This window comes from Mesorhizobium sp. M0830, from assembly GCF_040319965.1.
Classification (GTDB): domain Bacteria; phylum Pseudomonadota; class Alphaproteobacteria; order Rhizobiales; family Rhizobiaceae; genus Mesorhizobium.
Genome location: NZ_JAMYOR010000004.1, coordinates 1 through 23,536 on the forward strand (window position 1 = coordinate 1; position 23,536 = coordinate 23,536).

At 61.6% G+C, this 23,536-nt stretch carries 25 protein-coding genes and 2 pseudogenes; 16 read left to right on the forward strand and 11 right to left on the reverse strand.

The features are described 5' to 3' along the window. Positions 1-146: pseudogene (locus NKI20_RS03810) on the forward strand (cobalamin-binding protein); the annotation flags it as partial. 86 nt (positions 147-232) lie between these two features. Here NKI20_RS03810 and NKI20_RS03815 read toward each other — a convergent pair. Then, positions 233-373: an entericidin A/B family lipoprotein gene (locus tag NKI20_RS03815; protein ID WP_023757744.1), complete on the reverse strand. Its 141-nt coding sequence runs from the start codon at positions 371-373 to the stop codon at positions 233-235. A gap of 64 nt (positions 374-437) precedes the next feature. On the opposite strand from NKI20_RS03815, the gene NKI20_RS03820 reads away from it, so the two are divergent. Further along, on the forward strand, positions 438-1,070 hold the full coding sequence (locus tag NKI20_RS03820) for a DUF1638 domain-containing protein (protein ID WP_352828428.1): 633 nt from the start codon (positions 438-440) through the stop codon (positions 1,068-1,070). A 181-nt stretch (positions 1,071-1,251) separates the two neighbouring features. On the opposite strand, the pseudogene NKI20_RS03825 reads toward NKI20_RS03820, so the two are convergent. After that, a pseudogene (locus NKI20_RS03825) lies at positions 1,252-1,503 on the reverse strand (NAD-dependent epimerase/dehydratase family protein); the annotation flags it as partial. A 114-nt stretch (positions 1,504-1,617) separates the two neighbouring features. On the opposite strand from NKI20_RS03825, the gene NKI20_RS03830 reads away from it, so the two are divergent. The 9 genes from NKI20_RS03830 to NKI20_RS03870 all read left to right on the forward strand — a co-directional run bounded on the left by NKI20_RS03830 (position 1,618) and on the right by NKI20_RS03870 (position 10,130). Continuing rightward, on the forward strand, positions 1,618-2,193 hold the full coding sequence (locus NKI20_RS03830; protein ID WP_352828431.1) for a DUF4893 domain-containing protein: 576 nt from the start codon (positions 1,618-1,620) through the stop codon (positions 2,191-2,193). Positions 2,194-2,287: 94 nt separating this feature from the next. Further along, entirely contained in the window at positions 2,288-3,067 is a 780-nt protein-coding gene (locus tag NKI20_RS03835) for a formyl transferase (protein ID WP_352828433.1), read from the forward strand. A 306-nt stretch (positions 3,068-3,373) separates the two neighbouring features. Beyond that, positions 3,374-3,676 (forward strand): virulence factor, encoded by a 303-nt coding sequence (locus NKI20_RS03840; protein WP_023757749.1) that lies wholly within the window; start codon positions 3,374-3,376, stop codon positions 3,674-3,676. Continuing rightward, a complete protein-coding gene (locus NKI20_RS03845) occupies positions 3,669-4,280 on the forward strand; it encodes a methylenetetrahydrofolate reductase C-terminal domain-containing protein (protein WP_352485596.1) in 612 nt (203 codons plus the stop codon). The genes NKI20_RS03840 and NKI20_RS03845 overlap by 8 nt, the downstream gene beginning before the upstream one ends. Continuing rightward, positions 4,277-5,368: a methylenetetrahydrofolate reductase gene (locus NKI20_RS03850; protein ID WP_023757751.1), complete on the forward strand. Its 1,092-nt coding sequence runs from the start codon at positions 4,277-4,279 to the stop codon at positions 5,366-5,368. Before NKI20_RS03845 ends, NKI20_RS03850 begins: the two co-directional genes overlap by 4 nt. 79 nt (positions 5,369-5,447) lie before the next feature. Next, positions 5,448-6,422 carry a methyltetrahydrofolate cobalamin methyltransferase gene (locus NKI20_RS03855; RefSeq protein WP_352828438.1) on the forward strand — a complete coding sequence of 325 codons (975 nt, stop codon included), beginning with the start codon at positions 5,448-5,450 and terminating at the stop codon, positions 6,420-6,422. Further along, positions 6,373-8,526, forward strand: a complete 2,154-nt coding sequence (locus tag NKI20_RS03860) for an ASKHA domain-containing protein (protein ID WP_352828440.1) — start codon at positions 6,373-6,375, stop codon at positions 8,524-8,526. The genes NKI20_RS03855 and NKI20_RS03860 overlap by 50 nt, the downstream gene beginning before the upstream one ends. 236 nt (positions 8,527-8,762) lie before the next feature. Further along, complete coding sequence (locus NKI20_RS03865) at positions 8,763-8,948, forward strand: hypothetical protein (RefSeq protein WP_023757754.1); 186 nt, start codon at positions 8,763-8,765, stop codon at positions 8,946-8,948. Between the two features lie 228 nt (positions 8,949-9,176). Further along, positions 9,177-10,130 carry an alpha/beta hydrolase gene (locus NKI20_RS03870; protein WP_023757756.1) on the forward strand — a complete coding sequence of 318 codons (954 nt, stop codon included), beginning with the start codon at positions 9,177-9,179 and terminating at the stop codon, positions 10,128-10,130. Positions 10,131-10,163: 33 nt separating this feature from the next. Here the strand turns inward: NKI20_RS03870 and NKI20_RS03875 are convergent, their stop codons facing one another. Then, on the reverse strand, positions 10,164-11,063 hold the full coding sequence (locus NKI20_RS03875; protein ID WP_023757757.1) for a LysR substrate-binding domain-containing protein: 900 nt from the start codon (positions 11,061-11,063) through the stop codon (positions 10,164-10,166). A 218-nt stretch (positions 11,064-11,281) separates the two neighbouring features. Here NKI20_RS03875 and NKI20_RS03880 point away from each other — a divergent pair, with 218 nt between their 5' ends. From NKI20_RS03880 to NKI20_RS03895, 4 genes are all read left to right on the forward strand, one after another. Further along, positions 11,282-11,467 carry a hypothetical protein gene (locus NKI20_RS03880; protein ID WP_023757759.1) on the forward strand — a complete coding sequence of 62 codons (186 nt, stop codon included), beginning with the start codon at positions 11,282-11,284 and terminating at the stop codon, positions 11,465-11,467. Positions 11,468-11,806: 339 nt separating this feature from the next. Continuing rightward, a complete protein-coding gene (locus NKI20_RS03885; RefSeq protein WP_013531161.1) occupies positions 11,807-11,941 on the forward strand; it encodes a hypothetical protein in 135 nt (44 codons plus the stop codon). 265 nt (positions 11,942-12,206) lie between these two features. Further along, the gene (locus tag NKI20_RS03890) at positions 12,207-13,223 is read left to right on the forward strand and encodes a GlxA family transcriptional regulator (RefSeq protein WP_352602826.1); all 1,017 of its coding nucleotides are present in this window, start codon (positions 12,207-12,209) and stop codon (positions 13,221-13,223) included. Next, a complete protein-coding gene (locus NKI20_RS03895; RefSeq protein ID WP_352602828.1) occupies positions 13,151-13,408 on the forward strand; it encodes a type II toxin -antitoxin system TacA 1-like antitoxin in 258 nt (85 codons plus the stop codon). Before NKI20_RS03890 ends, NKI20_RS03895 begins: the two co-directional genes overlap by 73 nt. Positions 13,409-13,418: 10 nt before the next feature. Here the strand turns inward: NKI20_RS03895 and NKI20_RS03900 are convergent, their stop codons facing one another. The 8 genes from NKI20_RS03900 to NKI20_RS03935 form a co-directional block, all read right to left on the reverse strand. Next, positions 13,419-14,201, reverse strand: a complete 783-nt coding sequence (locus tag NKI20_RS03900; protein ID WP_352602830.1) for an ABC transporter ATP-binding protein — start codon at positions 14,199-14,201, stop codon at positions 13,419-13,421. Further along, entirely contained in the window at positions 14,198-14,971 is a 774-nt protein-coding gene (locus tag NKI20_RS03905; RefSeq protein ID WP_352728480.1) for an ABC transporter permease, read from the reverse strand. The genes NKI20_RS03900 and NKI20_RS03905 overlap by 4 nt, the downstream gene beginning before the upstream one ends. A 90-nt stretch (positions 14,972-15,061) precedes the next feature. Then, positions 15,062-16,012, reverse strand: a complete 951-nt coding sequence (locus tag NKI20_RS03910) for an ABC transporter substrate-binding protein (protein WP_352828447.1) — start codon at positions 16,010-16,012, stop codon at positions 15,062-15,064. A gap of 165 nt (positions 16,013-16,177) precedes the next feature. Beyond that, on the reverse strand, positions 16,178-16,525 hold the full coding sequence (locus NKI20_RS03915) for a peptidase inhibitor family I36 protein (RefSeq protein ID WP_352828449.1): 348 nt from the start codon (positions 16,523-16,525) through the stop codon (positions 16,178-16,180). An 88-nt stretch (positions 16,526-16,613) separates the two neighbouring features. Then, on the reverse strand, positions 16,614-17,462 hold the full coding sequence (locus NKI20_RS03920) for a DUF1194 domain-containing protein (protein ID WP_352828451.1): 849 nt from the start codon (positions 17,460-17,462) through the stop codon (positions 16,614-16,616). Between the two features lie 83 nt (positions 17,463-17,545). Beyond that, positions 17,546-20,107, reverse strand: a complete 2,562-nt coding sequence (locus NKI20_RS03925) for a GcvT family protein (RefSeq protein WP_352828453.1) — start codon at positions 20,105-20,107, stop codon at positions 17,546-17,548. 295 nt (positions 20,108-20,402) lie between these two features. Beyond that, entirely contained in the window at positions 20,403-20,666 is a 264-nt protein-coding gene (locus NKI20_RS03930) for a hypothetical protein (RefSeq protein WP_352828455.1), read from the reverse strand. Positions 20,667-20,840: 174 nt separating this feature from the next. Beyond that, positions 20,841-23,330, reverse strand: a complete 2,490-nt coding sequence (locus tag NKI20_RS03935; RefSeq protein WP_352828458.1) for a mechanosensitive ion channel family protein — start codon at positions 23,328-23,330, stop codon at positions 20,841-20,843. Here NKI20_RS03935 and NKI20_RS03940 point away from each other — a divergent pair. Continuing rightward, positions 23,313-23,534, forward strand: coding sequence for a hypothetical protein (locus tag NKI20_RS03940; protein WP_352828784.1), 222 nt, complete (start codon positions 23,313-23,315; stop codon positions 23,532-23,534). The genes NKI20_RS03935 and NKI20_RS03940 overlap by 18 nt on opposite strands. The last annotated feature ends 2 nt before the right edge of the window (positions 23,535-23,536 follow it).

The following is a 23,536-nucleotide window of genomic DNA, read 5'->3' on the forward strand; positions in this document are numbered from 1 at the left end:
ATGTCGTGCTGGTCGGTGGCGCCCCGCTGAACGAGGAATTCGGCAAGGCCGTCGGCGCCGATGCCTACTGCCGCGACGCGGCGGTGGCGGTCGAGACCGCCAAGGATTACATGAAGCGCAAGCACAACGTTCGCGCTTCGGCCTGAGCCGGCCCCGAAATGCTCCATGAAAGAAGCCGCGCCTTGCAGCGCGGCTTTTTTGTCCCCAGATGATGAGGAAGGCTGCGCGTGGATCAAGGCTTGGTGACGGTGTCCTCGACTGCCTTGGCCGTCGACTTGACGTCCTTGCCGACGCCGCGGACAGTGTTCGCGCAAGCCGTAAGGGCTAGCGCGCAGGCCAAGATGGCAATCGGCGCGATGCGTAGCAGTTTCATGAACGGTGTCTCCCTCAACAGATAAATCAGCACCACAGCAACGAAAGCCGACTCGACTGGTCCCATGGCCAAGACGCAAATAACGAAACCGAATCAAGACGACAGGCTGCTCGTTATCGCCTGTGGGATGATTGCGCGCGAGGTTCTGGCCGTCAAGGAGCAGCTCAAGCTCGATCATCTCGACCTGACTTGCCTGCCGGCGGAGTTCCATTTCTATCCGGACCGCATAGCGCCGGCCATGGACAACGCGATCGAAAAGGCCAGGGCGGACGGCTATCAGCACATCTTCGTCGGCTATGCCGATTGCGGCACCGGCGGCATGCTCGACCGCGTCTGCGAGAAGCATGGCGTCGAACGCATGGCAGGGCCGCACTGCTTCGCCTTCTACCAAGGCATGGACGCCTATGCGAAGGTCGCCGACGACGACATGATGTCGTTCTACATGACTGACTTCCTGTGCCGTCAGTTCGACGCCTTCTTCATGAAGCCGCTCGGCCTCGACAAGCACCCGGAACTGATCAAGGACTATTTCGGCAACTACGAGAAGCTGATCTATCTCGCACAGACCAACGATCCGGAGCTCGACAAGGTAGCCGAAAAGGCTGCGAAAATGCTCGGTCTGGTCTATGAGCGCCGCGCCACCGGCTATGGCGATCTGACGGCCGGAGTGGCGCAGGCCGCTGCCGGCACCGGCTAGGCCGCCCCGCGCGGCGCCGTAGACCCGGTCGATCGAGGAAAATATCGTCCAGCCCTTTCGCGCGTAGGGGCCCGGAAAATCCGGGAAATTGCGCACTACGACCGACGGAGCATCGGCGATCAGAGCGCTGCTCGCCGGCCGCCACCGCCGCATCGAGCAGGTTGAGCGTGCCTTGCATATTGGTGGCGACGAAATCGCTGTTTGCGCGGCTCTCTATGTTGGGCTTGTGCAGCGCGCCGCTGTGAATGATCGCGTCGATCTGGTTTTCCCTGACCGTCCGCATGACAAGGTTGCGATCAGCGATCGAGCCGACAAGGCGCGTCTCCGCCGATGGCGCAGGATCGAGCCCGGTGACGTCATGCCCAATCGCGCGCAGGCGCGGTGCCAGTGCGCTGCCAACTAACCCCGACGACCCCGTGAGTAAGATTCGCATTCGTCACACCATGATTTTTGACCATGACGCTGTTAAGCACGGATGACAGGCGCCAGCGACCCGATAGATATGCACCAGCCGGCACTGCGCCAGACTTCAACCGGGAGGCTTCCTATGACACTTCGCCCGCTGTTCGCCTTTGTCGGCCTGCTCTGCTGCACTCTTCCTGCCTTTGCCGACGGCGAGGTGCAGAAACTCATCACTGCCGCCGACAAGGCGCGGCTCGACAAATATGGCGAGACGCGCAAGGCAGCGCTCGCCGAGGCGAAAGCGGGTGATCCGGCCGAAGTCAGGCAGCTCGACACCTTGCTGGCGAAGCCGCTGGTTTCCTTCTCCGACAAGGGCCTGACCGGCAACTGGCAGTGCCGCACGATCAAGGCCGGCGGCCCTTTGCCGCTCGTCATCTATGGCTGGTTCAAATGTAAGGTGACCGACGACGGTTCCGGCTGGCAGCTGGAAAAGATCAGCGGCTCGCAGCGCACCAAGGGCCGTTTCTTCGACGATGGCGAAAAACGTGCGATCTATCTCGGCTCCTTCTATGTCAACAGCGATCCGGCAAAGCCCTATGGCAGTGGTCCGCAGACCGACCAGGTCGGCTATGCCTTTCGCAACAGCGCCAAGGAATGGCGCATCGAATTTCCGGCGCCCTACTATGAATCGAAGCTCGACATCATCGAGTTCCAGCGCTGACCATGTATCGAAGAGCTGATCACCAAGGATTAACCCGAACGCCCTAGCATCCCGCCCATTGTCGAGAACGGGTTGCTTGGAGGGGGCAAGATCCATGGCAGCATCAGAATCCAGTACGCGGATCGTGGTCGTCACTGGAGGAGGCCAGCATGTCTGGGCTATCGTCAACGCGATCACCGACCGCGTCGGCCCTGTCAGCGTCGTCCTCGAAACGCCTGAATCCAAAAAGCAATTGCTTCGTGGTCGGGCTCGCCGTCAGGGTTGGATCTCCGCCGTGGGTCAACTTGGCACGATGGTGCTCAGCAGACTCGGCAAACGGCTTCTCGCCAGCCATGCCGCGCGGCTAATTGCCGAAGAAAAGCTGGAGGTCGAGCCGCGGCGAGGCCAGGAAATCATCCATGTTGCTTCGGCCAACGGGCCGGAGTGCCTCGAGGCGATCAACAAGCTCCAGCCTGGCGTTGTCCTGCTGAACGGCTGCAGGCTGTTATCGAAGGGCATGTTGGCCAGGATGCCTTGCCCGGTGCTCAACTATCACGCTGGCATTACGCCGAAATACCGCGGCATGAACGGCGGCTATTGGGCACTGACTTCAGGCGATCCGCAGAATTTCGGTACCACCGTGCATCTGGTCGATGCCGGCGTCGACACTGGCGGCGTGCTGAAACAGGTGCACGGTCAGCCGAAACGCGGCGACACCATCTCCAGTTACGCGCTTCGTCAGGCCGCGTTCTCGCGCGACATCTGCGTCGAGGCTATCAGCGACGCGCTGGCCGGAAAACTCACCACCATCGACCCGGGCCTGCCGTCGCAACAATGGTATCATCCAACGATCTGGTTCTACCTCTGGACTGGCCTGAGAATGGGCATCTGGTAGCGCGTTCTTCTCCCGGATCCGCATGCCGCGCGCCGGCTTTTCCAACGCGTCTAATCTGCCGCCGGCACGCGCCACAGACGAATAAGCACACCTTTCATTTTACGACATCCAAATGCGTCGCTTTTGAATGCGCGCGCGTCGTCCCATAACAAGCGACCCAACTGCGGTTGCGGCAATGCTCGGATATTGCATCGGCCCCGAAAATAGGAATCGATCTTCGGAAAGCCTGATGCAGCAAATTGAAGTGGTAGAGTGTCCTTGTGTGCGTCCAAGCGGACGGGAGGCGTTCTACGGGAGCGAGAATTCATGGCCGATCTGATCGTCGTCTACTGGCGCGACATTCCTGCCCAGGTGATCGTCAAGAAGGGTCGGCAGAACGCCAAGCGCGAACTGCCGCTGCGCTTCACCGAGGCGATCGACATGTGCGCTATGCGCACCGGCGCCGGTGGCACTGACGACTATCTGGCCGAATGGCGCAAGGCCGATCCCGTTCCGGTCAGCGATGACCTTGAAGCCGAGGTCGAGAAGGCCTTCAACGATATCGACACGAAATATGACCGCGAGCGGCTTGTCGGTCTGGTCAAGGCGGGCGGCAAGGAAAATGTCTGAAACCACCCCGGCGATTACCCAGGCCACTTTGGTCAAGAAGGCAGCGCCAAAATCCGACTACAAGCCGGCTGACGTGTCGCCGCAGCGGCGCGTGCAGCGTTCCTTCGCGGTCAGATTATGGTCTGTGCGGCACTCGCGATTGCTCGAATGGTTCTACGCCAGATTCGCCGATATGTTCCTGACGCTCCATCCCCTGTGGAAAGGCATCGGCTACGGCCGCGTCGAAGGACCGATCAAATTCGTCGAGAAGCGCGTCAAGGGCTTCATGTTCGACTGCCGCATGTGTGGCCAGTGCATCTTGTCGTCGACCGGCATGTCGTGCCCAATGAACTGCCCCAAGCAGCTGCGCAACGGCCCTTGCGGCGGCGTCCGCGCCAACGGCAATTGCGAGGTCGAGCCCGATATGCCCTGCGTCTGGGTCAAGGCCTGGGAAGGCTCGCAGAACATGGTTCACGGCGACAGGATCCTGACGGTGCAGAAGCCGGTCGACCAGTCTCTGCGTGAGACCTCGGCGTGGCTGCGGGTGACCGCGCAGGCCGCCGCCGCGCGTGAAGCCGCCGCTGCCGCCAAGAATGAGGCGGCAAACACCGGGGCATCGGCATGATCGGACGCCAGCGCGATGAGAACCCGGCCGGTATCCACCTGCCGCTCGACCCCCTGCCCGGCCACACCTCGCGCGGCCGGCTGGAGCGCGTGCTTCGGCGTGGCGAGTTCGCGGTGACGACAGAGCTCAATCCGCCCGACAGCGCCGATCCGGAAGACGTCTATAACCGCGCCAAGATTTTCGATGGCTGGGTCGATGCCATCAATGCCGTCGATGCATCCGGCGCCAACTGCCATATGTCGTCGGTAGGCATCTGCGCACTGCTGACCCGCATGGGCTATGCGCCGATCATGCAGATCGCCTGCCGCGACAAGAACCGCATCGCCATCCAGGGCGATGTGCTGGGCGGTGCCGCGATGGGCGTCGCCAACATGCTGTGCCTGACCGGCGACGGCGTGCAGGCCGGCGACCAGCCCGGCGCCAAGCCGGTGTTCGACCTCGACTGCATGTCATTGCTCGAGACCTGCCGCATCATGCGCGATAACGGCAAGTTCCTGTCCGGCCGCAAGCTGACGACGCCGCCCCAGCTTTTCCTCGGTGCTGCGATCAATCCATTCGCGCCGCCGATCGATTTCCGCCCGCATCGCCTGGGCAAGAAGATCGCCGCCGGCGCGCAATTCGTGCAGAGCCAGTATTGCTTCGACGTGCCGATGTTTCGCACCTACATGCAGAAGGTGCGCGACCTCGGCTACACCGAAAAATGCTTCATCCTGGTTGGCGTCGGCCCACTCGCCTCGGCCAAGACGGCCAAGTGGATTCGCTCGAACGTGCCAGGCATCCATATTCCCGATCAGGTCATCAAGCGGCTGGAAGGCGCCCAGGACCAGAAGAAGGAAGGCAAGCAGCTCTGCATCGACATCATCAACGAGGTGAAGGAAATATCAGGCGTCTCCGGCGTCCATGTGATGGCCTACCGGCAGGAGGAATATGTCGCCGAGATCGTTGATGAATCGGGCGTGCTGAAGGGCCGCCAGCCGTGGAAACGCGAAATCCGTCGCGACGACCAGCTTGTCGCCGACCGGCTCGACAGCATCTTGCACGACGACATTACCGAAACGCAGGTGGACATGGTGAGGACCGCGCACTGATAGCGCACGACCACCGGCTCGCTTGAACGAAAACAGACAACGATATAAAGAAATCTTTATATCATGGCGGAGAGAATTCATGACCCGTACCATCGTCGCCTCGGCGACACGAGAAATCATCATCGGCTTCGACCAGCCGTTCTGCGTGATTGGTGAACGCATCAATCCGACCGGCCGCAAAAAGCTGGCGGCCGAGATGATCGCGGGCAATTTCGAGACCGTCATCAGGGATGCGCTCGAGCAGGCAGCCTGTGGCGCTACCATGCTCGACGTCAATGCCGGCGTAACCTCGGTCAACCCGAACGAGACCGAACCCGGCCTCTTGGTGCAGACGCTGGAAATCGTCCAGGGTCTGGTCGACCTGCCGCTGTCGATCGACAGCTCGGTGTCCGCCGCGATCGAAGCCGCGCTCAAGGTCGCCAAGGGCCGGCCGCTGGTCAACTCCGTCACCGGCGAGGAAGAAAAGCTCGAAGCCATCCTGCCGCTGGTCAAGAAATACAATGTGCCCGTCGTCGCCATCTCCAACGACGAGACCGGCATTTCGATGGATCCGGATGTGCGGTTCGCCGTTGCCAAGAAGATCGTGCAGCGCTGCGCCGATTTCGGCATTCCCGCCCATGACATCGTCGTCGATCCTCTGGTCATGCCGATCGGCGCGCTGGGCGATGCCGGCCGTCAGGTGTTCGCGCTGCTGCGCCGTCTTCGCGAGGAGCTCAAGGTCAACACCACCTGCGGCCTGTCCAACATCTCGTTCGGCCTGCCGCATCGCCACGGCATCAACGCCGCCTTCATCCCAATGGTGATCGGCGCCGGCATGACGTCGGCGATCATGAACCCGGTGCGGCCGCAGGAGATGGAAGCCGTGCGCGGCGCCAATGTGCTCAACGGCACCGATGAGAACTGCACCAATTGGATCCGCACCTACAAGGACTACAAGCCGGCCGAGGGCGGCCAGGCGGTCGCCGCGCCGACGCAAGTCAACGCGCCGGGCGAAGGCGCCAACAATGGCGGCCGCCGCCGTGGCGGCCGTGAAGCTCGGATGGGTCGAGGATAAGCGCGCAATCGTGAACTCACCTGCAAATATCACCGATCCGCTCGTGCTGTTCATGCCGTCGGGCAAGCGCGGGCGGTTTCCTGTCGGGACGCCGGTGCTCGATGCCGCGCGCCAGCTCGGCGTCTACGTCGAAAGTGTGTGCGGTGGACGTGCCACCTGCGGGCGCTGCCAGGTCGAGGTGCAGGAAGGCAATTTTGCCAAGCACAAGATCGTTTCCTCCAACGATCACATCACGCCCAAGGGCGCCAAGGAAGAGCGCTATGAGCGCGTCCGTGGCCTGCCCGAACGGCGCCGCCTCTCCTGCTCGGCGCAGATCCTGGGCGACCTCGTCATCGACGTGCCGCAGGACACGGTCATCAACGCGCAGACGATCCGCAAGGATGCCGACACCAGGGTGATCGCCCGCGATTCGGCGATCCGCATGTGCTATGTCGAGATCGAAGAACCCGACATGCATAAGCCGCTTGGCGACCTCGACCGCCTGAAGATCGCGCTGATGCACGACTGGGGCCTGAAAAGCCTCGATTTCGATTTTTATCTGCTGCCGCAGGTGCAAGGCATCCTGCGCAAGGGCAATTGGACCGCCACCGCCGCGATCTACAAGGATGCCGACAGCGAGACCGCGCGTGTCGTGGCACTTTGGCCCGGTCTTAAGAACGAGGCCTATGGGCTCGCCTGCGACATCGGCTCGACGACCATCGCCATGCATCTGGTGTCGCTGCTGTCGGGCCGCGTCGCCGCTTCGTCCGGCACCTCAAACCCGCAGATCCGCTTCGGCGAGGATCTGATGAGCCGCGTCTCCTATGTGATGATGAACCCGGACGGCCGTGAAGGCATGACGGTCGCCGTGCGCGAGGCGATCTCCAGTCTTGTCGACAAGGTCTGCGCCGAAGGCAACGTCCAGCGCAACGACATCCTGGATTCCGTCTTCGTCGGCAATCCGATCATGCACCATCTGTTCCTTGGCATTGATCCGACCGAGCTTGGCGGCGCGCCCTTCGCGCTCGCCGTTTCGGGCGCGGTGCACATCAAGTCATCGGACATCGGCCTGAAGCTCAATCCGGGCGCCCGACTCTATATGCTGCCTTGCATCGCCGGCCATGTCGGCGCCGACGCGGCGGCGGTGACGCTGTCGGAAGGTCCGCATCGCCAGGACGAGATGATGCTGATCGTCGACGTCGGCACCAATGCCGAGATCGTGCTTGGCAACCGCACGCGCGTCGTCGCGGCCTCCTCACCCACGGGCCCAGCCTTCGAAGGTGCTGAGATCTCCGGCGGCCAGCGAGCCGCGCCCGGCGCAATCGAGCGCGTACGCATCGATCCCGACACTCTGGAACCAAAATACCGCGTCATCGGCTCGGACCTGTGGTCCGACGAGCCGGGCTTCGTCGACAGCGTCCAGGCAACCGGCGTCACCGGCATCTGCGGCTCCGGCATCATCGAGGTGGTAGCCGAGATGTATCTCGCCGGCATCATCTCGGAGGACGGCGTCATCGATGGAGGGCTTGCGGCCCGCTCGCCGCGTGTCGTCGCCAACGGCCGCACCTTCTCCTACGTGCTGAAGGAAGGCTCCGCATTGAAGGAAGATGGGCCGAAGATCACCATCACCCAGACCGACGTGCGCGCCATTCAGCTCGCCAAGGCAGCGCTTTATGCCGGCACCAAGCTGTTGATGGAAAAGCAGAACACCGAGCATGTCGACCGCATCCACTTCGCCGGTGCCTTCGGTTCCTTCATCGATCCGAAATACGCCATGGTGTTGGGTCTGATCCCGGATTGCGACCTCGACAAGGTTTCAGCGGTCGGCAACGCCGCCGGTGCCGGCGCCCGCATGGCGCTGCTCAATCGGGGCTATCGCCGCGAGGTCGAGGACACGGTCAGCAAGATCGAGAAGATCGAGACGGCGCTCGAACCGAAATTCCAGGAGCATTTCGTCTACGCCATGGCGCTGCCCAACAAGGTCGATCCATTCCCGAAACTATCGGCGGCGGTGAAACTGCCGCCGCGCAAGACGGTCAGCGAGGATGGCGTTGCCGGCGATGCCGCCCCGCGCCGGCGTTCGCGCGAAGGCCACGAGGGGCGGCGGCGTGGTCGGGAGCAGTAAGGGCGCAAGAGGAAATTATTCGAGTCATCGGACGCCTCGTTTTTTCACGCGCGTTGGCGCCGGAGCACTGACTTCGGTATAATTTCATTTGTATGCAAATGTTTCCAAATCGCGACGACTTGGAAACCAAACCGCCGTTTTAGCGAAATCCGTCTGATACATGGCAGGTGCATTTACCCGAGCATCGAAAGGCGGCCGAAGATAGTCCTCGGCCCCGCTCGTCAAGGGAGATGAAAATGTCGATGTTTGGAAATCTCGGTCGCTTCGGTGTGACCATCAGGCAGACCCACGCCAGCAACAAGGCGATCCGCGCGCTGAATAGCCTGCCGGCTCATGTCCAGAAGGATATTGGTTGGCCAGCATCGCCGCCGAACGATCCTCAAGCCGCGCTTGCCTCGCTGCTTCTGGCTACATCGCGCTGATGACCTTCGCCGACAAATGTAAATTGCTCGGCGTCCGCCGCGGACCTCGCATGGCCCCGACAATCACAAGCAACCGGCTGCGTGCCGCGCTTTTGCCGCATCGCTGACCTCCGCGCGCGGATCACACCACCGTGTAGACACACAAATCTTGACATTTTCAGCGACGGCACAATCTTCAGAAATAGAGGGGTTCTCTTAGTCGGCTTTGGCCGAAGTTCGTGTATCAGCATGCCAAGTCTGAAAAGCCACGTCGTGTCCTTCGTGCTCAGGCACAGCCGCAAGAAGGCGTTTTCCAGCCCGGAGAACCTGCAGCGCTGGATCGCCGCCGCGCGCAAGACCGAGGATCACCAGCCTCCTGTCTCGCTGCGTCAGCGTCTTAACGTCGAGATGCATACGATCGATGGCTTCCCCGTCTATGAAATCGCCCCCAGGGCCGGCGAGCGGAAGCGGATACTGTATCTACACGGTGGCGCCTATGTCTTTGAAATCACGCCCTATCATTGGCACCTGATCGCCGACATGGCCGACCGGCTGGGCTACGGCATCACCGTGCCGATCTACCCCATCGCCCCCGAACACGATTTCCACGCCATGTTCGGCATGGTCGGCGACGTCTACCGCCAGGTGCTCGACGAGACGGAGGCCGAAGACATCGTCTTCATGGGCGATTCCGCCGGCGGCAACATGGCTGTGGTGCTGACCATGATGGCCGCAGAACAGCGCCTGCCGGTGCCGTCACGCCATGTGCTGATTTCACCCGGCCTCGACGTGTCGCTTGCTAACCCCGAAGTGTTCGAGGCCGAACGCGACGACCCATGGCTGGGCATTGCGGGCGGGCGGGAGGCAATCCGCCTTTATAGTGCAGGAATAGATCCGTCAGACTGGCACATCAGCCCGCTCTATGGCGATCTGTCGGTGCTGCCGAAAACGCTGCTGTTGACTGGCTCACGCGATTTGTTGACGCCTGACAATCTGATCTTCGCGCAAAAGGCGCGTGCCGCCGGCGTCGAAGTCGATGTCGTCTACGAGGAAGGCATGTTCCACGTCTGGCCGTTGATCGACATGCCGGAATCACGCCGCGCCCGCCAGCACATCGTCGCATTTCTCAGTGAGGACCGCTTGCCGATCGGGCAAGACATGAGAACCGGCCTCGAAGCGCCCTCCGCCGCGGCGGCGGAGTAGTGCTTCTGCTTTCAGTTCGAACCTATTGGCGGATCAGAACTTGCCGGTTTCCCGGAACACTTCGAAGGTCGCGCGGATGTGGTCGGCGACTGCCTTGACCGGCGCGCTGGCGTCCGGCGCCACCACCATCGCCAGATTGTAGGTGCCGATGTCGGGCATGCCGTCCTTCGGGCAAAGCTCGACCATGTCGTTGCCGAGAAACGACTTTGGCAGCGGCGCCACGGCGAGATCGGACATGATCGCGGCACGCTGGCCGGCCGTGTGCGCGCTCATATAGGCAATGCGGTAATTGCGGCCCTCGCGGCCAAGCGCATCGAGCGCTCCCGCCCGCCAGGCGCATCCCTCTTCCCACAGCGATACCGGCAACGGCTCGCGCAGATGCGCGCAGCCGCCCTTGGCGCCGGCCCAGACGATAGGCTCGGTCAGCAGCACCTCGGCGCCGAGCGCGCTGGTCTTGTAGGAATTGGTCAGCAGTGTGATGTCGAGCGCCCGGTCGTCCATGCGCCGGCGCAGATTGCTGCTCTGGTCGATGGTGACGTCGACGGCGATCGACGGATGCGACTGCGCAAAACGCTTCAGCACATGCGGCAGCACGCGCTCGCCGTAATCATCCGGCGAACCAAGCCGCACCACGCCGACAATCTCGGGAATGATGAACTTCGACACCACCTCGCGGTTGATCGACAGCAGCCGGCGGGCATAGCCGAGCAGCATTTCGCCATCCGTGGTCAACGACACCGAGCGGGCGTCGCGCGCGAACATCGAGCGGCCAAGGATGTCCTCCAGCTTCTTGATCTGCATGGAGACGGCCGACGGCGTGCGGAAGACGGCATTGGCGGCGGTGGTGAAACTGCCGGTCTCGGCAATCGCCACGAAAGTGCGCAAAACGTCAAGATCGAGCAACGGCAGTGGATGATTGAGCGGGGCGTTCATGGGGACCGACCTTCAATTTTTCTGATACAAAACATCATTCCATTTCGTTTGATTGAACATCAGAACGGGAGGATAGTCAACTCCATCGAAGCAGGTCGCTGCCATCGGCACCATGAAATGACCTGCGAACCAGGACCTGCCTTCGACGCGAATGAAGTTGAAACGAACCCGATTTGCCAACCGCAGTCTGGCTGCGCCAGATGCCAAAGGAGAACATAATGTCTATTCTGTCGTCCATCGGTCGTATCGCGGCCGAATTCAGCGCGGCCCGCGCCCGCTACCAGACCGAACGCGCTATCCGCTCCCTGCCGATCGAACTGCAGAAGGATATCGGCTGGCCTGAAGCCTCCGACGCCAAGACCAATGCACGCCATGGCGCCGGATCCTGGGCTGGAGCAAAGTAGATCGTGTGTAGCATTTGCTGAAGGCCTGCCGCGCGAACCAGCCCGGCAGGCCTTCCCTATTTTATTTGTGTTCAAATGAGTTTCGGAGCCATGTGGCTCGCGCATGACGCATATGAGAAAGCCGCATAGCAGCTCCTGTTTCCAATTAATTCGTTGTAAACAATCATAAATTTCGGGCACTTTGCCCAAATTTGTCGCATTGGATGTCGCTTTTCATATCAAGCGCTTCGCTTTTGCGATTTAGTTTCTGCTTACACGAGCCTATATCACCGCCAGCAAACGAGCTGCCCCACTCCATCAAGCGAAGGCGACCCGTCTGAGCAACAAATGGAGATGATTATGAAGCTTTTTGCACGCCTCTTCGCCCGCCGCGAAATGAACCTGACCACCGCTCTCGAGCGCCAGCGCCTCGCCAACACCATGCCCGGCCAGACCGGCGCCATGAATGCGGCGCGCCTGGGCTTCGTCGCCTGAAGATTAAGAGGCAGCGCATCCCTGCCGCTGCTTTAGAACTGTAACGCCGCCTGGCTCCAGCCAGAGCGGCGTTTTTGTTCTGCCGGTGGACGCACGCTGCCTGTCCTTTGAACAGCGGGTGCCACTTCCGGGGCTCGCTGCACGCAGATTGCCCATTTGCGACCCATGTCGCAAATTTAATCTTTTCCGGGCGGCGTAGCCAATTGACAGACATGGTTTTTCCTGATGTCGCTATGCTATTCGCGACATCCTGTTCGCGCCATGGATGAGTGAGGTTCACTTGAACGCCGTAAAGCATCCGATCAAGCGATCGTTTGTATTCTTCCTTGTTCCCGATTTCACCATGATCGCTTTTGCGACCGCGCTCGATCCCCTACGCTCCGCCAATCGCATGCTCGGCTACGAAGCCTACCGCTGGCGCCTGGCCAGCATTGATGGCAAGCCGGTGCGTGCCTCGAACGGGGTCGAATGCGCTGTCAACACCTCGCTGGAGGAAGAGCGCAAGAAGATGGCGGGCCCCGACCGGCCGAACATGGCCATCGTCTGCAGCGGCATCGATGTCGAGCGCTATCAGAACAAGTCAGCCTTTGCCTGGCTACGCGAGGAGTACAATCGCGGCGTCGCCGTCGGCGGTCTGTGCACCGGCGCGCATATCCTCGCGGCAGCCGGCCTGTTGTCCAACAAGCGCTGCGCCATCCATTGGGAGAACCTGCCGGGCTTTTCCGAGGCGTTCCCGAAGGCCAATGTCTTTGCCGACCTGTTCGAAATCGACCAGAACGTCTACACCTGCGCCGGCGGCACCGCGGCGCTCGACATGATGCTGAAACTTATCGGCGACGACTTTGACGAGAACCTCGTCAACCGCGTCTGCGAGCAGGTGCTGACCGATCGCGTGCGCAGCCCTACCGACCGCCAGCGTCTGCCGCTGCGCGCCCGCCTCGGCGTCCAGAACTCGAAAGTGCTGACCATCATCGAGTTGATGGAGGGTAATCTTTCCGAGCCGCTGTCGCTGATAGAGATCGCCGACCATGTCGACCTGTCGCGCCGACAGATCGAACGGCTGTTCCGCACCGAGATGGGCCGATCCCCTGCCCGCTATTATCTCGAAATCCGGCTCGACCGCGCTCGACACCTGTTGATCCAGTCGTCGCTGCCGGTGGTCGAGGTGGCGGTCGCCTGCGGCTTCGTCTCGGCCTCGCATTTCTCCAAATGCTACCGCGAACTCTACGCCCGCTCGCCGCAGCAGGAGCGCGTCGACCGCAAGCAGTTGCTGGCGGCCTGATCAGGTGTCACGTGAGTAAGAGAACGACGCGATCCGAAAAACTGGCCGACCGGCGCAGCTTTCGCCTCGACGCGAAGAAGTGGGCTGCGTTCATGGCGGCTCTGGATGCCTCGACGCGTGACCTTTCACGCCTGAAACGCCTGTTGAGCGAGCCGAGCATCTTATCCGATCGCGATCCAATGTGAGCCAGGCGAACTACACCTGCGCCGTGCGCATCGCCTCGATCCGAATATCCTCCGTCAGCCGTGCCTTCAGCGCCGAGAATTCCAGGCTGGTCTTCAGCGTGTAATGGCGCGGATGCGGCAGGTCGATGGCGACATCCGACTTGATGCGGCCAGGCCGCGCCGTCATCACGATCACCCGCGAGGCCATGAAGATCGCCTCCTCGATGTCGTGAGTGACGAACAGCACCGTCTTCTTGCGGCGTTCCCAGATGCCGAGCAGCAGCTCCTGCATCAGCCCGCGGGTCTGGTTGTCGAGCGCGCCGAACGGCTCATCCAGCAAGAGGATTTCGGGATCGTTGGCCAGCGCCCGTGCAATCGCCGTGCGCTGCTGCATGCCGCCGGAGAGCTGCTTCGGCCAATGGTTCTCGAACCCCTTCAGGCCGACAAGGTCGACATAGGAGGCGACGATCCCGTCCCGCTCCCTCTCAGGCATGCCGCGTTCGCGCAGGCCGAAGGCGATGTTTTCGGCAACCGTCAGCCAGGGAAACAGCGTGTAGGATTGGAAGACCATGCCGCGATCCGGCCCGGGCCGGGTCACCACCTTGCCGTCGAGCAGCACGCGGCCCTCGCTCGGTGCTTCGAGCCCGGCGACGATCCGCAGCAATGTCGACTTCCCGCATCCGGATGGCCCGAGGATGGTGATGAAGTCGTTGGCGGCGACCGCCACGTCGATCGGCATCAATGCCTTGACCGGCTCTCCGCCGCTCACGCCAGCAAAAGTGCGCGAGACCCCTTCGATGAGAAGCTTGCTCACGCCAGGCTCCACGGAAAGAGCCAGCGGTTGAATGCCTTGAAGGCGAAGTCGGACAACAGCCCGATCAGCCCGATGACGATGATGCCGAAGATGATCTGCCCCGTTGCCAGCCGCGACTGGCTGTTGATGATCATGTAGCCGATGCCGGAGGACGAGCCGATAAGCTCGGCGACGATGACATAGGTCCAGGCCCAACCGAGCACCAGGCGCAAGGTCTCGGCGATCTCGGGCGCATTGGCCGGCATGATCACCCGTCTGACGATGCCGTCGTTGGTGGATCCGAGCGTATAGGCCGCCTCGACGAGGTCGCGTCTCGTGCTGCCGACCTTGACCGCGATGATCAGGACGATCTGGAACACCGAGCCGACGAAGATGACGAGCAATTTTTCCAGCTCGCCAATGCCGGCCCACAGGATAAGCAGCGGAATGAAGGCCGAGGCCGGCAAGTAGCGTGCGAAGGAGACGAACGGCTCCAAAAACGCTTCCACCGGCTTCCAGGCGCCCATCGCGATGCCGAGCGGCACCGCGACGACCGATGCTAGCAGGAAGCCGCCGAAAACCCGCCAGATCGTGATCAGTATGTCGAGCCAGAAACGATCCTCGACCAGCAGCCGCCAGCCATCCCGCAGCATCGATAGCGGATCGGCAAGGAAGATGCGGTTGACGTGGCCGCCAAGCGTGATCCACGCCCAGAAGACCACGAACAGCACGAAGAACGAAATGCCGAGCACGGTTCGGATGCCCGGCGAGACTGGATGCAAGGGGCGCATCGTCAAATCGTCCCCATCTTCAAATCGTCACTTGTCCAGGAGAAGGCGGCAGCGCCAAGCGCCGCCGCATTGCGGTCAAAGGCAGCACTGTTAGTCCGACAACGCGCTGGTGTCGGCCAGCGTGGTAACGTCGGGCGCTTCCTTGATCAACCCCATCTGCAGCAGCAGTTCGCCGGCGGTCTTGGAGAAGTCCTGGAATTCCTTGGTGAAGAACTGCTTGTTTTCCGCCCTGTCGGCCCATTTCAGGTATTTCGCCGAATCCTCGAACTCCTTGGCCGACTGCTTCACATCGGCGCCCATGGTCTCGTAGGATTTCTGCGGATCTTTCTTGATCAGGTCGAGCGCGTCGAAATAGCTATCGGCGAGCGCCTTGGCCGCATCCGGATTGGCCTTGAGGAATTCGGGCGTACAGCCAACCGTGTCGAGCACCATCGGGTAGTCGAGCGTGGTTGCCAGGATGTGGCCCTGGTCGGACTTGTCGCGCACCGCAGAAATAAACGGCTCATAGGTCACCGCCGCATCGTTCTGCCCGGCGAGGAAGGCTTGCGCCGCCGCGTCCGGCTCCAGGTTGACGACGGTCACATCCTTGGTCGACATGCCGTTCTTGTTAAGCACCCAGGCAAGCATGAAATAGGGTGACGTGCCCGGCGCCGAGGACGCGACAGTCTTGCCCTTGAGGTCGGCGACGGTCTTGATGTCGTTGCGGGCAACGATGCCGTCGGCGCCATAGGATTTGTCGAGCTGGAATATCTGCTTGGTAGTAACCCCGCTGGCGTTCCAAACCAGCCAGGTCTCGACCGTGGTAGCGGCGCATTGCAGGTCGCCGCTGGCGATGGCAAGCGGCCTGCTCGCCTGCGGCACTTTCTTCAAGGTCACATCCAGACCGTGCTTCTCAAAAATGCCTGCCTGCTTGGCAAGCGTCAGCGGCGCGAAGCCGGTCCAGCCGCTGATGCCGATGGTAACCGAGGTGGCTGCCATCGCCGGTGCGGACAGACCGGTGGCAAGCGTCAATGTTGCGGCAATAACGGCGATCCTAGTCATGTCAGTTCCCCTTTTGTTTTCGCTGAGGAAATTGTCTCACAGACGCCAATCGGCTTGTCAATGAACAGCTTGGTGAGGCAACCGGCGAGCCGGCGGCTGTATAGTCAACACTATCGGGCGGCCCATCCCCGAAACGGAGCGGGCTGCCTTAAATCCAAATAACCTTCAGTAGCCGTCGCAATAGCACTCCGCCGACGAGATGCGGTCGTTCCACTCGCTACCGCCGAAATCGCGGATCCTGCGCCTGATTTCGATCGAACGGCCCCCCATCCGGGAATCCTCATAGGCAACAAGCGTGCAGCCGCGGCGAACGATCACCGACGAAACACGGTCGTTCCAGAACTGGCCGCCGCGAAAGTTTACGGAATCGTCGGGCTCCATACCAATGGACCGCCCGCGAAAATTCGCGTGCTCGAACATTATGCAGGCGGGCTCGTCGTTGTATTGGGCGCTGGCGCCGTCGGCAAAAAGCAGGGACGCGACAGCAGCAGTCAGGATGGCTAGACGTTTCATCTGATCTTTCCTCCGTTTCGACCGCGGGTCCCCTCCGGCTGATAGCGCGGCCCGGGTATTTTGCCAATGCTTCGGCTGGAGTAGCAAGCTAGCGACTGTCGAACATCCAGCTGCGGTTGCGCCACATCCTCTCACCGATCAGGCAGTCGGTGGCGGGTTGAGCCTGCGCCGATACCACCGGTGGGTGCGCGGCTTCTTCCGCCGCCCATTGCGGCGAGGCCGGACCGGCAAGTTCCAGCACCAGCTTGCGGCGGATGGCTTCGGGAAACTGCGTCCAGTCGTTGACCGGGATCATGAAGGCTCCGGGGCCGCCAATGACGCAGTCGCTGTAATAGCGATCGAGATTGTTTACATCGTAGGCGCCGGTGAAGCCGCCTCGGGTCATCAGCGGCAGGCCGTTGATGACGATGCCTTGCTTGATCAGCTCGTCCCGAGTGAGGTTGACAGGCGCGCCCTGGTTGTTGGGGCCGTCGCCCGAAATATCGATGACCCGCTTCGTCCCCTGGTAGCCGCTTTCGGCGAACAGGTCGTTGCCGAATTCGAGCGCGCCGGAGATCGAGGTTCGTCGCGCACTGTTAGGAGGCTGGGCGGACAATTGCGCAACCACTCGCTCCGCATCGGTGCGGCTGGCAATCACCGTCCACGGCACGATGACGCGCTGCCAGTTGGTGCCGGCCCATTCGACATAGGTGACCGCGATCTTGCCATGGGCGCCGTCAGCAATGGCCTGCAGCACATTGTCATGCGTCAGCGCCGCGGCGTAGCCGTGACGCTGGATCTCGAGTTCGTCCGGCGACATCGACAGCGAAACATCGACGGCCAGCACCAACTCGACATCGACCGGCTCATCCGCAGCGGATACTGGCGTCACCCAGAGCGTCAGCGCGAACGCGGCGCAGCCTGAAAAGAAATGTCTGGCGCAGGCAAAAGCAGACATTCGCAGAGGGTAAGCGAGAATCGTCCGTTTAAAAAGAGCAAAACCCGGCCGAGCCGGGCTTTGCATTCACAGTCCTGCAACATTCAGCTGCGCGGCTTCAAATTCTCCGGGTCATAGAGCGGCTTGTAGCCGACAGCCGCCACTTCAACCGGATAGGTTTCGCCGAAATATTCGATGGTGAGCTTGCGGCCTTCCTGGGCGTACGCCCACGGCAGATAGGCAAGACCGATGTTCTTGCCGATGGTCGGGCCATAGGCCATCGAGGTGGTGAAGGACCGCCGGCCAAGTTCGTCGACCAGCGTCTCGCCGGTCTTCGGGTCCATCACCGGCATGGTGCCGACGGGATATCGGGAGACGCCTTTCGAATCGACATTGCTGGTCATCACCAGCGTGCACAGCATGGCCGGCTGGTGCTTGCGGGCGCGATACTCGACATGCTTGGCCTTGCCGCAAAAGTCGTTCTCCTTGACCTTCGGCCGAGCCAGATCGGCTTCGAGCAGATTGTATTCGGTCAAAAGGTCGGCGTTCTGCAGGCGCAGGCTCTTTTCCATGCGGCGCGTGTTGGCGTAGGTCTCGACGCCGAACGGCATCACGCCGGTCGAGCGCAGGGCATCCCAGACGGATAGGCCGTCCTCGTAGCGCATGTGCAGTTCCCAGCCTTGCTCGCCGACATAGGAGATGCGGAAAGCAGTGACGTCCTTGCCGCCGATACGAACCGGTTTGATCGCCGCGAATGGGAAATTCTCATGCGAAAGCCCGTCCGGATTCTCGACAACTTTCTGCAAGGTCGCCCGGGCATTCGGCCCCCAAATACCGACGGTGACATATTTCTCGGTGACATCGGTGATCGTGACATCAAAGCCTTTGTCCTGCGCCGTGCGGCGCATGTACTGGAAGTCGCGCGGGCCGGCGTCGGCGCCGTCGATCAAACGGCAGCGGTCGGCCATGCGGATGACGGTAAAGTCGGCGCGCACCATGCCTTCCTCGTCGAGGAAGTGGGTGTAGATGCCCTTACCGATGTTGTTGTCGCCGCCGATCTTGGCCGCGCACAGCCATTCCAGCAACGCGACATGGTCCGGGCCTTCGATGTCGTACATGGCGAAATGCGACAGGTTGACGATGCCGACATCCTCGCTCATGGCGAGGTGTTCGGCATTGGAAACGCGCCAGAAATGGCGGTTGTCCCACTCGTTCTCGCGCACCGGCACGCGGTTGCCGTATTTCTCCAGCAGATGCTCGTTGGCGGCATAACCATGCGCGCGCTCCCAGCCGCCCAGCTCCATGAAATAGCCGCCGAGTTCCTTCTCGCGCTCCCAGAACGGCGAACGTCTGATGTTGCGGGCCTTGGAGAAAGGCTCGCGCGGATGCACGGCCGGATTGTAGACCTTCATCGCCGTCTCGGTGCAGCGGTCCCAGATGAACTGCTCCTTCGTCTGGTGCGGATAGAAGCGCGCATAGTCGATGGCGTGATGGTCGATCGCGGTGCGACCGTCGGTCATCCAGTCGGCGATGAGCTTGCCCATGCCGGGGCCGTCCTTGACCCAGATGGCGACGGCATACCAAAGGCCCCGCACCTTCTGGCTTTCGCCCATGGACGGGCCACCATCCGCCGTCACCTGTAGTAGGCCGTTGAAGGAGTGGCTTTCGTTGTAGCCGAGTTCGCCGAGGATCGGCGTCAGTTCCATGGCACGCTCGAGCGGCGCCAGGATCTGTTCCATGTCGAGGTCGCGCTGCGAGGGCGAAAGCCGCGCCTGGTCCTTCTCAAGCAGATCGCGCGGATGGCAAAGGCGCGGATTGGTCTCCTCGTAGTAGCCCCATTCGATCTGGCCGCCCTCGGCGGTCTTGGGATCGCCGGTGTCGCGCATATAGGCCGAATTGCCCTGGTCGCGCAGCAGCGGCCAGCCGATCTCCTTGCCGGTGCCGGCAAACTCATTGTAGGGACCGAAGAACGTGAGCGGATGATCGATCGGCATGACCGGCAGGTCCTCGCCGACCATTTCCGCGATCAGCCGGCCCCAAATGCCGGCGCAGACGACGACATAATCGGCCTCGATGGTGCCGCGGTCGGTCACCACGCCTGATATGCGGCCGTCCTTGACGACAAGAGACCGGGCCGGCGTATTGGCGAAGGATTTCAGCTTGCCGGAGGCTTCCGCCTGGTCGACCAGCTTGCCGGCGACGGTCTGCGAGCGCGGGATGACGAGACCGGCGTCTGGATCCCATAGGCCGCCCTGCACCATTGCTTCTTCGATGAGCGGGAATTTTTCCTTGATCTCGGCCGGTTCGATCAGGCGAGCGCGCGTGCCAAACGCCTTGGCCGAGGCGATCTTGCGCTTGATTTCCTCCATGCGGCTGTCGTCGCCGACGCGCGCGACTTCGAGCCCGCCAATGCGCGCGTAGTGGCCCATCTTCTCATAGAAATCGATGGAGTAGAGCGTCGTCCAGCATGACAGGAAATCGTGGCTGGTCGTGTAGCAGAAGTCGGAGGCGTGCGCCGTCGAGCCGATATCGGTCGGGATGCCTGACTTGTCGATGCCGACAATATCGTCCCAGCCCCGCTCGATCAGATGATGGGCGATCGATGCGCCGACAATACCGCCGAGGCCGACGATGACGACCTTTGCCTTTTTCGGAAACTCTGCCATTGCCCGCGACTCCAAAGTGATAAAGCGGGCGGACTATAGGGCGGAGCGGTGGCGCTGATGAAGCCTGTTTGCGACATTGGCAAAAAGCCGAGCGACCACAGGGTGAAATGCTTCACATCCGGGACTTGAGCGGGTCGCCTTCCGAAGCGGGGTTAACTCAGGCACCGCTGGCAGGGCCGGTTGCGTTTGGTTGTGGCTGCCGTGGCGCTATTTCCGGCGTCATTGTTAAACAATCGATACCGGAACGGCAAAAGGCCGTGCAAATGCCCGGCCTTTTCCAATCATGCCGCCAAGATTACTTGATGCGGGCGACGCCACCCGAGATTTCGACCGTTTCCGAGCCGGTCAGGGCTTCGAGGTCGCCATTGGGCAAGGTGACGAAACAGCCATTCGGGCAGAACTCGACGGTTTCGCCAGCGGCCAGCGCCAGGTCGCTTTTGCTGCCACCCTCGGTCACGATCAGCGTGCGGGTCTCGGCGTCCTTGTTGACCGCGCTTGCGGCATGGGCCGAGCCGATGGCGGCGACCAGGGCGACGGCAGCGACGAGAGACTTCCACATGGTGCAATATCGGTGTTCCCACCGCCTCTGTTGCATTTTGCAAGGCATTTTCGCCTTTGCATGGGAGCTTATATGAGATGGAAGCTGAACCGCAACTGAATGCCGCATTCATGCCGCAATTGGCTTTGCCGGTCCGAGCGCGTCAATTGGCGGGCTGGTTGAAATCGGCACAACTTAGTCGGGATCTGGCTTGCGCGCCTTGCGTCCCGTCTTGGCCGCCCGTCTTGCTTCGGCGGCAGCCTCCACCTTGGCCTGCTCCTGCTCGGCGAAGTCGGCCTCGATCTTGTCATCATCGGTCGGCCAGGCCTTGGGTTTGCTGACATCGACGACGGCGCGCGGCGTCGATGGAATTTCGATGTGCTCGCCGCTGAATTTCTCAAGCACGGCAAATCGGATGTCGTTCTGCGCGATGTTGCCGTTCATCACATCGGCCAGGAACACGCGGATCTCGAATTCGAGTGCGGCAGGCCCGAAGTTGGAAAACAGCACGAAGGGTTCGGGGTTTTTCAGCACCAAGGGATGGCTGCGGGCGATGTCCAGCAGGACGGCATGTACCTGCTTGACGTCGCTGCCATAGGCAACGCCGACCTTGATATCGATACGGCCGAGCTTGTTGCGATGCGTCCAATTGCCGACGGCGTTGTTGATCAGGTTCGAATTGGGCAGGATGACCGATTGCCGCTGGAAAGTTTCGATCTCGGTGGCGCGCACGCTGATCTTCTTGACGGTGCCGCTGACATCGCCGGCGACGATCCAGTCGCCGACCTTGAACGGCCGTTCCGCCAGAAGGATCAGGCCGGAAACGAAATTGGACACAACGTTCTGCAGGCCAAAACCGATACCGAGGGAAAGAGCGCCGGCGACCAGCGCCAGACTGGAGAGGTCGATGCCCGCCGCCGATATGCCGACGAGCGCCGCCAGCGCAACACCGGCGTAGCCGACCGCCAGCCGGATCGAATTGCGCACCCCGGTATCGACCTTGCCGCGCGCCATCACCGAACCGTCTAGCCAGCCCTGGAACCAGCGCGTCAGGAAATAGCCGATGATGAAGACGACGATGCCCGAAAGAATGCCGGTGACCGAAATCGTCACCGAGCCGATATTGATCCCGGTTGCCAGTTTGTAGGCCCAGGCCTCGATATCGCCGGGCTGGAAGCCCCACATCAGCAGGATCAGCGGCAGGAATACCAGCACGATCATCACATTGATGGCGACGCTGACGACGAGGCCGAGCTGGTCGAGCGCGGTATCCTCGTAACTCGAATTGGCTGACAGCCAGCGCCCGACGGACGTGTTGGTGAAAGCGCCCTCCTCGCCGATCGCGCGCGCCGACAGGAAGCCGATATAGGCTGTGACCAGCGCAGTGCCGGTAACGACCACCTGTTGAGAGACGAACAAGGCAAGTCCGATATAGCCGAGCAGCGCGGCAATGATGGTGAAAAGACCAAGCGCAAGCGATGTATAGCGCAGCCATGCCGGCCACGGCCGCCAGCTTCCATCATGCGCCTTGAACGGCCTCAGCATCGCCATCAGGATCAGGATAACGCCGACGATGATGGTGGCACCGAAACTGCGGGCGATGATCAGCGACAGCGGCGAGCCCATCTTGTCGTTGACCACTGACAGGAAATAGTTGACGCCGATAACCACCGCCATAGCGGTCGTCAGCCGCGCCAGCCAGCGCGCCGGGCCGGTTTCGACGGGGATAAGCCGCCAGTTCGGCAGCCGCGGCTCAAGCGCCGCGTTGGTCAGCCTGTTGACGCAGAACACCACCCCGATAACCGCGGCGAGCGCATTCAGGAAGAGGCCGATATCGCCGCGTAGCACATTGTAATAGTTGAAAAAGAATACCGTGGAGGCCAGGAATACACCGACCGCCAGCGTCGGCAGCAAGGTCGACCAGAAGGCCACCGAAAGACGGCTGAGATAGGATGGATCTTCGTTGGTGGGATCAGCCTCGAACACCCGCCCGAACAGGCGCCTGCCACCAACCAGCAGCACCAGGGCCAGCCCGAGCGCCACGAAGGTCGCGGCAAGGACGGCCTGGAACTTGAACTTGAAGGCGAAGCTCAGCCAGGACGATACCGCCTTGTAGAAATTGTCGAATTCGTCCCTGGCGTCAGAGAAGACCTGCGGGCTCAGTGCATCGGATAGCACGTAGCGCTTGGTCAAAAGATTGCGGAACAGCTCGCTGCGCATGCTGCCGATCCTGTCGATCAGCCCGCTGATGCGGATCGACAGGTTCTGCGCGCTGGCGACGACCGCATTGATCTCGGCCTTCTCCGACGCCAGCGCCTGGCGTTCGCCGGTCACTATGTCGGGCTCCTGCGGCTGGCCTGCCGCCGGCGGCGGACCCAGTGTCTCGATCCGATTGTTGATATCGTTGAGACGCGAACGGAACGCCAGCGCACCAGTGAGGGCCGCCCGCGACAGACCCTCCAGTTGCAGACGTATATCCACCAGCGAGGCATCGTCCTCACCGTCCTGCTGTATCTTCTTCTCGAGGTCGTCAGTCTTGGCCGTCAGGCCTTGGATGACTTTCTGCTGATCGGTGATCAGTCCGGCGGCGCCCTGGCCGATTGCTTGCGCCGTAGCGTCGAACGGGTGCAGCGCCGAGAAAACGAGCGCGAGGATCAGAATGAGGCGATGCAATCGGAAAATCATGATTTTGACGGCGACTCGTGCGGTAAAGGCAATTTGAAATTGCCTGTCCTTGATAGAGACGGCCATATCATGGAGCAAGCCGTCGCAACCATCACTGGCCCGTCCGATCACACAGTGCGTCGGCCAGTCGAAAGGCAATGGCGCAATATTGGCTTTGCCGATGCGGCCTGCTCTATAGTCTGCCGCATCGCCCGAACCGGATGACC